The organism is Austwickia sp. (assembly GCA_016699675.1).
In the GTDB taxonomy this organism is placed as follows: domain Bacteria; phylum Actinomycetota; class Actinomycetes; order Actinomycetales; family Dermatophilaceae; genus Austwickia.
In genome coordinates, this window is sequence record CP064985.1 from 3,602,880 (window position 1) to 3,614,893 (window position 12,014).

Annotated in this window: 5 protein-coding genes, 1 tRNA gene and 3 pseudogenes; 6 read left to right on the forward strand and 3 right to left on the reverse strand. The window is 67.3% G+C overall.

From position 1 onward, the window contains the following. The first annotated feature begins 141 nt into the window (after positions 1-141). From IPK37_16465 to IPK37_16480, 4 genes are all read left to right on the forward strand, one after another. Positions 142-1,416 (forward strand): deoxyguanosinetriphosphate triphosphohydrolase, encoded by a 1,275-nt coding sequence (locus IPK37_16465; protein ID QQS00428.1) that lies wholly within the window; start codon positions 142-144, stop codon positions 1,414-1,416. A gap of 42 nt (positions 1,417-1,458) precedes the next feature. Beyond that, positions 1,459-3,450, forward strand: a complete 1,992-nt coding sequence (locus IPK37_16470; GenBank protein ID QQS00429.1) for a DNA primase — start codon at positions 1,459-1,461, stop codon at positions 3,448-3,450. Beyond that, entirely contained in the window at positions 3,447-4,067 is a 621-nt protein-coding gene (locus IPK37_16475) for a hypothetical protein (protein QQS00430.1), read from the forward strand. Before IPK37_16470 ends, IPK37_16475 begins: the two co-directional genes overlap by 4 nt. 128 nt (positions 4,068-4,195) lie before the next feature. Beyond that, positions 4,196-4,268: transfer RNA gene (locus tag IPK37_16480), tRNA-Asn, on the forward strand. 507 nt (positions 4,269-4,775) lie between these two features. Here IPK37_16480 and IPK37_16485 read toward each other — a convergent pair. Both IPK37_16485 and IPK37_16490 read right to left on the reverse strand, forming a co-directional pair. Then, a pseudogene (locus IPK37_16485) lies at positions 4,776-5,102 on the reverse strand (transposase). 25 nt (positions 5,103-5,127) lie between these two features. Then, positions 5,128-5,880, reverse strand: a complete 753-nt coding sequence (locus tag IPK37_16490) for a transposase (GenBank protein ID QQS00431.1) — start codon at positions 5,878-5,880, stop codon at positions 5,128-5,130. A gap of 101 nt (positions 5,881-5,981) precedes the next feature. Here IPK37_16490 and IPK37_16495 point away from each other — a divergent pair. Continuing rightward, a pseudogene (locus IPK37_16495) lies at positions 5,982-7,327 on the forward strand (IS256 family transposase). A 20-nt stretch (positions 7,328-7,347) separates the two neighbouring features. Then, positions 7,348-8,424 (forward strand): annotated as a pseudogene (locus IPK37_16500) (IS1380 family transposase). A gap of 244 nt (positions 8,425-8,668) precedes the next feature. Here IPK37_16500 and IPK37_16505 read toward each other — a convergent pair. Then, complete coding sequence (locus IPK37_16505) at positions 8,669-11,125, reverse strand: ATP-binding protein (protein QQS00432.1); 2,457 nt, start codon at positions 11,123-11,125, stop codon at positions 8,669-8,671. Positions 11,126-12,014: the final 889 nt, after the last annotated feature.

Here is a 12,014-nt window from a genome sequence, read left to right on the forward strand (position 1 = left end):
ACTTCGTCGCCGGGCGGCAGGGCGCCAGCGCCCAACGTACGAACCGCCCGCGCCCAACGTGCGGACACGGCAGCCTCACCAGCGTCCCCGCCCGCCCAGAGGCCACGGAGCGTTGTCGGTGGCCCGTTCTAGAGTGCGCTCGTGAGCCCGTACGACAGCCCGTACGACGCCCGAGACCGGGCGCGCTGGGTCGTGGAGGATCCGGCGCAGAAGCGATCCGACCGCGACGACTTCGCGCGCGATCGCGCCCGGCTCGTCCACTCCGCCGCACTGCGCCGGTTGGCCGCGAAGACCCAAGTTCTGCAGCCGGATACCGACGACTTCATCCGCAATCGGTTGACCCACTCCCTGGAGGTGGCGCAGATCGGGCGGGAGTTCGGCGCCGCGCTCGGCTGCTCCGCGGACGTGGTCGACACGGCCTGCCTCGCGCACGACCTGGGGCATCCGCCGTTCGGGCACCACGGCGAGCGGGTGTTGGACGAGTTGTGCGCCGACATCGGGGGATTCGAGGGCAACGCGCAGACGCTGCGGCTGCTCACCCGGCTGGAGGCCAAGCGGTTTCACGAGGACGGCCGGTCCGCCGGGCTGAACCTCACCCGGGCGAGCCTGGACGCGGCGACGAAATACCCCTGGCCCGCGGGTGAGCACCCCAGCGGCGGAAGGAAGTTCGGTGCGTATGCCGAGGAGGGCGCGGTCTTCGCGTGGCTGCGGGACGGGGCCCCCAGGGCGGGGGACGGCTCGCCCCGCCGGTGCCTGGAGGCGCAGGTGGTGGACTGGTCCGACGACGTGGCCTATTCGGTGCACGACGTGGAGGACGGTGTCGCCGGCGGCCTGATCGACCTGCGCGTGCTGCGCCACCCGCAGGACATGGGGCCGGTGTATGAGGTGGCGCGATCCTGGTACGCGCCCGACCTCGCCGTGGCCGAGCTCGCCGAGGCCGCCCGTCGGGTCCGGGAGGGGGGCGCGATCCCCGACACGCCGTACGACGGGTCGCGCCGCTCCCTCGCGGCGCTGAAGGACATGACGAGCCGCTTCATCGGGCACTTCGTCGCGGGCGTGGAGGAGGCGACGCTGGCGGCGTACGGGCCTGGTCCGCACGTTCGGTACGGCGCCGAGCTCGTCATCCCGCGCACCATCCGCGCCGAATGCATCGTCCTGAAGGCGCTGGCAGTTCACTTCGTGATGCTCGCGCCCGCTCGCCAGCGCGTCATGGCGGACCAGCGGGAGACGATCGAGGGCCTGCTCACGGCGTACGAACGGCGTCCCGAGACCCGCCTGGACCCCGTGTTCGCCGCGGACTTCTCCCGCGCAGGCGACGACGCCGGCCGCCGGCGCGTCCTCGTCGACCAGGTCGCCTCACTGACCGATGCGCGCGCCGTGGCCCTGCACGCGGCGTGGCGTCGTGGGCGTGCCTAGAATCGGCGCAGATCAGCGCGCGTTTTCCCAAGGAGGTGGGCGATGGCCGGGCGCATCCGGGAAGAGGACGTCGCCGCCGTCAAGGAACGCGCGAGCATCGAGGACGTCGTGCGGGAGCACGTCACGCTGCGGACCGCCGGCATCGGCTCCCTGAAGGGCCTGTGCCCCTTCCACGACGAAAAGACCCCGTCGTTCAACATCCGGCCCGCCGTGGGCACCTGGCACTGCTTCGGCTGCGGCGAGGGCGGCGACGTCATCAGCTTCGTGCAGAAGGTCGACCACCTGACGTTCGTCGAAGCCGTGGAGCGGTTGGCGGGCAAGTTCGGGGTGGAGCTGCATTACGAGGAGGGTGGCGGCCCCCGCGAGGAGGCGCCGGGCCGGCGCGCGCGCCTGGTCGAGGCGCACCGCGTCGCGGAGGAGTTCTACGCCGCGCAGCTGATGTCCAGCCGGGACGCGCGGGCGGCGCGCGACTTCTTGCGGGCCCGGTCCTTCGACTCGGCGGCGGCGACCCGGTTCGGGTGCGGCTACGCGCCGCGGACGGGGGAGGAGTTGGCAGCCGAGCTGCGGCGCAAGGGTTTCCGCGACGAGGAGGCGGTCCTGGCGGGGCTGGTGGGGCGCGGCGGCCGGGGCGGTGTGTACGACCGGTTCCGCGGCCGCCTGCTGTGGCCGATCCGGGACATCACTGGGGACACGGTGGGTTTCGGGGCGCGCCGCCTCTACGACGACGACCGGATCGGAGCCAAATACCTCAACACCGCCGAGACCCCGATCTACAAGAAGACGTCGGTCCTCTACGGGCTGGATCTCGCGAAGAAGGCCATCGCGCGGGACCGGGAGGCCGTGGTCGTGGAGGGCTACACCGACGTGATGGCCGCGCACCTGGCGGGGGTGGAGACGGCGGTGGCGACGTGCGGCACGGCGTTCGGGGTGGACCACATCAAGATGCTGCGCCGGATCATGCGCGACGAGTCAGGCGGGACGCCGGCCCGGACGATCTTCACCTTCGACGGCGATGCCGCCGGGCAGAAGGCGGCGATGAAGGCGTTCGACGAGGACCAGCGCTGGGCCAGCCAGAGCTATGTGGCGGTCGCCGAGGGCGGCCAGGATCCGTGTGAGTTGCGGCTCAGCGGCGGCGATCTGGCGGTTCGGGGGCTGATCGAGGACGCCGTCCCGATGTTCGAGTTCGCCATGCGCACGTTGCTCGCAAGGCACGACCTGGCCACGGCGGAGGGGCGCGTGGCGGGGCTGCGGGCCGTCGCTCCGGTCCTGGCGCAGATCCGCGACGCCGTGTTGCGGCTGGAATACACCCGCACCGTCGCCGGCCACATCGGCGTCGACCCCGAGACGCTGGCGGCGGAGGTGGCGCGCGCGGCGCGGCGCCGGCGGGACGGCGCGGGGGAGCGGGCCGGGAGCGACGGCCGTACGTCGGGGCTTCGCGGCGGCGCGGAGTCCGCCGGCGGTGCTGAGGGTGGCCCTGGTTTTTGGGCGGACGGCGACGCTGGCGCGGGCGGCGACCCGGAGGCGCCGTACCCGGCCTTTCCGCCGCCCGACCTCAGCATCCCCGCCGTGGCCCTGGCGGCGCAGCTGCTGCAGATCCTGTTGCAGTACCCGCGGCTGGTTCCCGAGGGTGACCTGGCCGCCGTCGAGGCGTCGTCGTTTGCCTCCCCGACGCATCGGGCGATCTTCGAGGCCGTGGTCGGACTGGGCCGCGAGCGGGCACTGACCGACTCGGCGGCGGCGTGGGTGAGCCACGTCGCGACGGCGGCGCCGGAGGAGGTGCGCCCCGTCATCGTGGCGCTCTCGGTGGCCGACATCCACGCGCGTCGCGACCCGGCGACGGGGGCGCCGGATCAGCGGTACGTCGACGAGATCGTCTTCCGCATGCGCGAACTGGGGTTGCGTCGGGCGATCGAGGACGCGACGGTGGCGTTGCGGCGGCTGGAGGCGAGCGAGCCGGAGCGGGCCCGCACGGTGGCGATCGAGTTGACGCAGCGGCAGCGGGAGCTGGCGGAGCTGCGGGAGAGGTACGCATGAGTCTGTTCCGGCGTCCCGGGGGCGCCCGCGCGGAGTTGCCGGACGAGGTGGCGCGGGCCGTCGCGTGGGGCCCGGGCGATCGGATGCTCGCCTGGGCGCGGGACGCGACGACCGGCGCGTACGTCGTGGCCTCGCTCCACGGCCTGCATCATGTCCCGGCCTCGGTCGTCGGCGCTGGCAGTCCTGGCGCGGCCGGTCTTGGCGCCGGCGGCGACGGGCAGGCGGCGGCCGCCGCGCCCTCGGCGCTGGGTGCCAGCGCGGCGGCGCGCTGGTCTCGCCCGTGGCTGGACGTGGCAGCAGGGGCCTGGGAGCCGAAGACCCGCACGATCACGGTGACGTGGGCCGACGGCGGCCGCCCCGCGATGTGGAGTCTGGCGGACGATCGCGTGAGCCTGCCCTCCGTTCTGCAGGATCGGGTCCGGGCAAGCGTCGTCCTGGCTCTGCCCGTTCAGCTGGGGGAGCGTGACCTGGGCCGCGTCGCCCTGCGCAAGGACCTCGCGACCGGCGCCCTCGTCGAGCAGGTGAGCCTGCGCCGCGCCTCCGCGGCGAAGGATCCGGAGGTCGCCGCGTACGTCGAGACGCTGCTCGCCGACCTGCGCGAACAGGCCGGCCTGTGAGCCACGCTCGGTCCTTGCCCCGCCGCTCAGGTCCGGCGGGCGCGTGCCGATGGGTCGCACGGCGCGCGGCTCGCCCGGCCGGTTTCGTTCCAGGCCGGGGGGTTTGCTAGAGTCGCCGTTGCTGTCGATCCCCCATAGCTCAACTGGCAGAGCATTCGACTGTTAATCGAAGGGTTATTGGTTCGAGTCCAATTGGGGGAGCCCCGAAAAGGGCCTCTGACCTGCGACAACAGGTTAGGGGCCCTTTCGCGTGCGATGCGCGTGCTATCCGGCTCCGTGGCGCGCCCGAGGAGCGCCAGCGTGCGAGGCTTGGGGTCTCTGGCAGCGTGAGCCAAACGATGACGCCGCCTGCGACGAGCGATAGTCCGCGCCGGCACCGTTTGCCCTTTGTCCTGCCAGGGCAGCTGGGGACGTTCTTCATCGCGAAGGTCGATCAGCGGGATTTCCGGCGAGCGAACAACGGGTCGACGGCGTCCGGTCGGCTCCGGTTTGGGTTGCTTGAACAAACAGTTCCTGAGCTGGCCGGACCTCTTAACCCGGATGTTGCATGGGGGCTTGCTGGTGGGGGCCGGGCCGTCGTTGACGCCTCGGTGGGGCTGATTCTGGCCGGTGGGTATGACAATGTCCCGGGGCGGCGCTTCCGGTGGGCGTCGTCTTCCACGGACGAGGGCTGTGTTGCGGGTTGTCGGGGCGGGGTGGTGGCGTTGCTCAGGGCGGGGCCAGGATCGCGAGGCGGTCCCATCCGGTGGTGAAGAGTCCCGCCCAGGGCGCCGTGACCTTGACGTGGAGCAGGCGTTGCCTACCGGTGTGGGCCAGGGTGGCTGCGATGGTGAAGAGCCGCAGCCGTAGCGTCTTGGGTTCCCAGCGGCGGGCATCGGTGCTGGTGAAGGCCAGCATGCCCATCCACGCGATCAGGTCGTTCGCGAGTTGCACGATCAGGAGCCAGATTCGGTTCTGGGCGAAGCCCTGCAGGGGCAGGTTGGTCAGGCCGGTGTCTTTGGCGATGCGGATCCGGTCTTCGCAGCGGGCCCGGCGGTACGTGTCAAGGTGTTTGGGACATTTAGGCCGCTTCGGAAGTGTGGGAAGCGGAACTGGTCTGGATGCTGGCTGGCGGCTGGTTGATCCAGGCCTTGGTCGGCACCTTGGGTGCCTGGGGGCGGCCGCCCGGGAAACGGTCGGGACGGGCCCGCCAGGCCGCGTCCAGGGTCTCTTGACGGGTCCGGCGTTGATCGCGCCAGGTCCCGTCATGGACGGAACAAGGGGTGTACAGCCCGATCCCGCAATGCCGGTGATGCTGGTTGTAGTAGCCGGCGAAATCGCGCATGAATATTTGCGCGTCGATCAGCGACCCGAAGTCGTCGGGGAAGGCAGGACAGTACTTGAGGGTTTTAAACGCCGCTTCGGAGTAGGGATTGTCGTTACTGACCTTGGGTCGCGACAACGACCTGGTGATATCCAGCGCCGACAGGAGCTGCGCGACGGTGCCCGAGGTCATCGGGCCGCCATTATCCGAATGAATGTATCGAGGCAGGACGCCGCGGTTCGCGCGGATCGCGGCATCGATGAAGTCGCGGGCCAACACCTTATCCTCACGGGTATGGACTTCGACGTGAATGATTTTCCGGGAGTAGATATCAATCATCACGTACGCGCTGTAGTACACCCCCTTGCTCGGGCCCTTGAGTTTGGTGATGTCCCAGCTGAACACCTGATCGGGGCCGGTAGCCAGCAGCTGCGGCTTGACCCGCGAGGGGTGGGAAGCGACCGCCCGCCGCTCACGAACTTGCTGGTGAGCACGCAGGATTCGGTACATCGTGGATACCGAGCACAGGTACCGGGGGTGTCAACTCTTCTGTGTAAGGGTCTTCGGGCCTGACACGAGAGGACGCAGTACGCGTGAGCATGATGGACGAGATGACGGCATCGACGAACGGCGCGGAGGCGACGGCGGCGATGGCCGAGGAGCTGGTGGCTTCTGGCGCCTTGGACGGGTTGTTCTCCCGGATCGATTCCGGTGAGGTGCAGCTGACCGGTGAGGGCGGGATGCTGCCGGCGATGATCAAGGCTGCGCTCGAGCGTGGCCTGCGGGCCGAGCTGACCGATCACCTGGGATACGACAAGGGCGACCCGGAGGCGAAACACTTCCCGAACTCGCGTAACGGCACGACGCCCAAGACGGTCTCGACCGAGGTCGGCGACGTCGCCCTGGAGGTGCCTCGGGACCGGGCGGGGACGTTCACCCCGATGCTGGTACCCAAGGGTGCGCGGCGCCTCGGCGGCCTCGACGACATGATCATCAGCTTGTATGCGGGTGGGATGACGGTCCGGGAGATCGCCCATCACCTCGCGGCCACGATCGGCACCGAGCTGTCCCACGAGACGATCAGCAACATCGTGGACGAGATCGCCGATGAGGTGATGGCCTGGCAGAACCGGCCGTTGGAGGCGTTCTACCCGGTCATCTACCTCGACGCGATCATCGTCAAGATCCGCGACGGCGCGCACGTGCGCAACAAGGCCGCGCACATCGCCGTGGGCGTGGACATGGACGGGATCAAGCACGTCCTGGGCATCTGGATCGAGAACACCGAGGGCGCGAAGTTCTGGGCCGGGGTCTGCGCCGAGCTCGCCAACCGCGGGGTCCGTGACGTGCTGATCGTGTGCTGCGACGGCCTCAAGGGCTTCCCCGAGGCGATCGAGGCGACCTGGCCGAACTCACTGGTCCAGACCTGCGTGGTCCACCTGATCCGCGCCGCGATGCGGTTCGTCTCCTACGGCGACCGCAAGGCCGTCGCCGCGGCCCTGAAGCCGGTCTACACCGCCGCGAACGCCGAGGCCGCCCTGGACGCCCTGGGAGCGTTCGAGGCCAGCGAACTCGGCCGCAGATACCCCCACGCGGTCGCGACCTGGACCGGGGCCTGGGAGCGGTTCACCCCGTTCCTGGCGTTCCCGCCCGAGCTGCGGCGAGTGATCTACACGACGAACTCGATCGAGTCGCTGAACTACCAGCTGCGGAAGGTGACCAAGAACCGTGGTCACTTCCCTCCGACGACGCCGCCCGCAAGCTGCTGTGGCTGGCGATCTGCAACATCGAGGACCGCCGCGCCCGCGAACGAGCCAAGGAACGCGGCAAGCCCGCGAACGAGCGCAAGGCCTCAGGCCGGCTCGTCGAGGGCCAGGTCACCACGAACTGGAAGCAAGCCCTCGCCCAGCTCGCCGTGGCCTACCCCGAACGCATCAACCCCTACCTGACCTACTGAAAGCCCGACCCGCTTACACAGAGAAGTTGACAGGCCCCGTGGCCGCGGCCCGAACCGCGGCCCGCGCCCACGTGTGGCATCGGGCCGGAACCCATGCCCCGAACCACGCAGCCTCAGCAACCGATCCGCTGGTCATCGACCTTGACGCGACGCTGATCACGGCCCACTCCGAGAAGGAGAACGCCGCCGCCACGTTCAAACATGGCTACGGCTTCCACCCGCTGTGCGCCTTCCTCGACCACGGCAAGACGGGCACCGGCGAACCGCTCGGCATGCTGCTGCGAGCGGGGAACGCTGGGTCGAACACGGCCGCTGACCACATCGCCGTGACCAAGACGGCGCTGGCGGCGGTGCCCGGGATCAACCCCTCCCGGCCCGGCAAGAAAGTCTTGATCCGCACCGACGGCGCCGGTGGCACCCGGGAGTTCCTGACCTTCCTGGACCGGCGCGGCCTGTCGTACTCCATCGGGTACACCCTGCCCACCAGCACGCCCCAGCTGTACGCGCTGATCCCCGAGACCGCCTGGCAGGTCGCCCTCGACGCCGACGGCGACGTCCGGGACGGCGCGGCCGTCGTCGAGCTCACCGACCTCCTCGCGGCTAAGGGTCTCCTCACGGGGTACCCGGCCGGGATGCGGGTCATCGTCCGACGCGAACGACCCCACCCCGGCGCCCAACTCCGCTTCACCGACGTCGAGGGGTACCGGCTGACCGCTTTCGTCACCAACACGACCCGTGGGCAACTGGCCGACCTGGAACTACGCCACCGGCGCCGGGCCCGCTGCGAAGACCGGATCCGCATCGCCAAAGACACCGGCCTGACCAACCTGCCCCTGCAGGGCTTCGCCCAGAACCGAATCTGGCTCCTGATCGTGCAACTCGCGAACGACCTGATCGCGTGGATGGGCATGCTGGCCTTCACCAGCACCGATGCCCGCCGCTGGGAACCCAAGACGCTACGGCTGCGGCTCTTCACCATCGCAGCCACCCTGGCCCACACCGGTAGGCAACGCCTGCTCCACGTCAAGGTCACGGCGCCCTGGGCGGGACTCTTCACCACCGGATGGGACCGCCTCGCGATCCTGGCCCCGCCCTGAGCAACGCCACCACCCCGCCCCGACAACCCGCAACACAGCCCTCGTCCGTGGAAGACGACGCCCACCGGAAGCGCCGCCCCGGGACATTGTCATACCCACCGGCCAGAATCAGCCCCACCGAGGCGTCAACGACGGCCCGGCCCCCACCAGCAAGCCCCCATGCAACATCCGGGCTAGGCAGCGTCTCGAATATCCTCCTTCGCGAGGGCACTTCTGTTCCTGTTGCGCCCCTACGGCTAGAGAATCACGCCTGATCGCGTTTTTCAAGATCCTCACCGAACGCACCAACGAGCGTTCGGACACGTCGATCATCTTGTGAAATGTTGTAGCAATACATCAAACTGGAAGTTAAGGTGGCTTTACTTGCAGCCCCGAAAAGTTCTACCAAAGCCTCTCGTAGTCCGCTCGATCTCACGTCACCAAACAGCACCCGCTCAGTTCCTTCCGATGCAGAGGGGTGACCCTTCAGTTGCACAAGCTGACCGGCAAGGGTTGGAGCATCAAGAACCAAGCCTCGCCTTCTCCATTCATCCGTCCTGTCGTGCTGACCGATTGCATCGACCGAGTCCCCCGCCGCGGCAAGGCCATCTTTCAAATCCCGATGTACGTCGGACCATTGATAAGGGCCCGCTCGCATCCAGTCTCTGTGTTTCCTCCCAGCAACGCGACCATGCGCAACATCACCAAGTATTTCCATCAATGCACGCCGAAAGCCGTCCGGATCGAGCCAGCGCCGAAGAAGTGACCAACGCGCGGCGACGGCGCGCTCGGACAGCGAGACTAGGACGCAATCGCTAGTGCGATCCCCTGCAGGCCAACCCTGAAGAACATGAGCCCGCAGTTCAGGCAGGCCCTCACCTGCGAGAAGCGCCGCCGTGGTGGTCTCAGCCCACACAACCAGCGGCGCCTTCGTCGCCAGCCCTCTGGCGTGCTCCATCTGCCGCAGTGTGCAAGGGTCCGCTCGGCAGGCCTCCCCGCACAAGGTGCTCCGCACCCTCTCCAAGGGCGGCGAGTTCTGCGCCACCCCCGCCATCTCCCGCCCCATGCCCCCGTCGACACCTATGAGGAATGGCCGGTCCTCGCCGTCAATAGCGACGACCGCCGTCCCCGCTGGCAAACTCACCACCGCCTCGCTGTTCTCGGTGGTCAAATTCATCGTTGCGCCCACCGCATCGCGATCATCTCGCGCCGGCAGTCGATGCATGATCTTTAGTGCACTGTTCTTAATGACGTCTTGCGACACCTTCGAGGGTATCTGTTCGACGATCAAGACGCCTTCGCCGTAGGCGCGGATCTCGGCCAGAAGCGCCGAAAACAATTCCACAGCCGCCGCCGGGGCTCCACGTTCCGCGTGCTTCAAGAGCCGATGCGCCTCCTCCACCACAGTGACGTGCGAAAGGGAGTCTTGGGTGGCTCCGCGCACCCGCAGATACTCTACGATCCGAATGAGAATTATGCCCATGATGAAGGCTTTATCCTGATCGTCGGTCACCGAATCAAGCTCGAACACGACGTTAAGGCACATTATTTTAGGGATCGACAGGGGGTGACCACCTTCAAAGAAACGCCCCGCAGTCCCTTGCCTAAGACTTCCGATACGCACGTCGACAAACCCGCGGACATTAGCGGCCACCTCGGGGCCGTAGCCGATATTCTCGACTATGTGGCGGGCTGCGATCTGCAGGTCAGCAAGGGTAGGGTAGGGGGCACAAGAACCAACCGGACTAGCCTCAGACTTGGATCCACGGAGCCCATTCCCCAACTCGGCTTCGCCCGTAACCAGGTTCCACCCCGCCGCGCGATAACACCGCGTCAGGGCGTGCGAGAGCACCTGGGGAAAAGGCTCTTGCGCCTCGAAAGAGGCGGAAAACAGCGCTCGTACCAGGTCCACATGGCTTTGCAGCGGATATCCGGGCTCCGGCTCCAAGGGGTTTAGGGCCGCGGGGGGAACCTCCAACTCGCCGGGACGAATCACCAATACCTGATGCTCGACTCCCAGCCTGCCAGCCATACCTGCATACTCCGCCTTCGCCGGCTCGATGACCAGCCAAGGAGTATTCCCCTCCTTCGTTAGGCCTTCTAGAATACGTCTCGTCGTTTGTGACTTCCCAGACCCGGTAGCTCCGCAAATTAGGGAATGTCGGTTGAGAGTCCTCAGCGGGATCCGGAAATCACCCGTTCTCCGATGGGCTTCGTCCAGGATATGCCCCAGTGAGATCGCCAAACCATCACTCGCATCTGGTGTGAGGTCGAATCGGGCTACGCTCCGCAACTGAATCCCTGGGAGTTCGCGCGCAGGAGGCCGCAACAGCGCCGCCAGATCGTGGTCACCCAATATTACCGGCGCAATTTCCGTCGCATCCCTTCCGGTCGTCCACGCGAGCCCCTCCGACACCGATAACACCTCGTTCAAAGGCGACAGGCTATGCCCGAGGTCCTGCTCTTCTAGTGCGCTGCAGAACAAATTTGCGGCGCGATGGCTCCCTTCACCCGTAATGCTCGCCGCTAGTACCCGTGTCCTCCAGGCACCTCCTGTTCGCGCCTTGAGAAGCTCCCGCATCCGACGCTGCATACCTTCGGTTTCCAGGCGTTGGACTTCGGATGCCTCTCTTGGACGAATCATGGCCAGGCGGGAATCGGCGCGAGATATCTCGACCTCCAGATCCGCCCTTGACACCGGCACGGCGATGACCAACCACACGAACGGAACGTGGAGGTGAAGAGCATAATCCTCGGCGCCTGAAGGGTCTTCGCTTTCTCGTCGCGGAAGCCTCGTAGGTCGCCCGTCACCCACTCGTTGCGAAGCACCACAAACCACCCAGGCGGGGTACTGCGCAAGGCAGCCGTCGACAAGCTCGCCTCTAGTCTTCTTTCCTCTTGCCCCCGGTGGGAAAGAGAATTTGCCGTTGTGTGCGGATCCAGTCAGGTCGAAGCTGAGCCCGGGAATACTCGGACTCCCACCGTAGTAGATCTCGAAAGTAGGACTACCGGGGAGCCTTAGCCAGGCCATTGCTAGCCCGACCCCATGTCCGCCCGCACGGCTTTCGGCCATGAGTTCACTATGGGCGGCGATGATGGCGGGGCGAATACTGGCTATCTGATGTGCACGCGGATCCGCCGCCAGCGGCCTCGGCACTGTAGCAAGGCGGAGCCACTCATAACTACTAAGCAGCATCGGCGGCGATTCCTAGCCAAGTGGGATACCAGGAGCGAACCTTCGTCAGACATGCTATTTCGCGAAGGCTGCCCGGACTCATGAAGAGGTCCATACACGCGACCTCTGGTAATAGTCCCCCGGATCCAGAAGCGCTGCCTCGTTCACGATGATTGATGGAGAGACCGTCCCAGCGGCTACTTCTCGCGCACCCTGACGAAGACACGCGAACAAGGCCCAATCTGGTGCGAGGCCCTGAATGGCAGTCGGTTCAACAAGCAAATCGTAAGTGCGGCCCCACGTCACTCCTTCGGTCTCGCCAGCAGTGAGGGTCTCAGAAGCCGTCCGCTGCTCGCTGTCGGTGGTGGTCTCCGATCTACTCCCACCCGCCGTGCTAGATCTGCTCCTCGAAGTCCCCTGGTGCGTCCACGCGTCC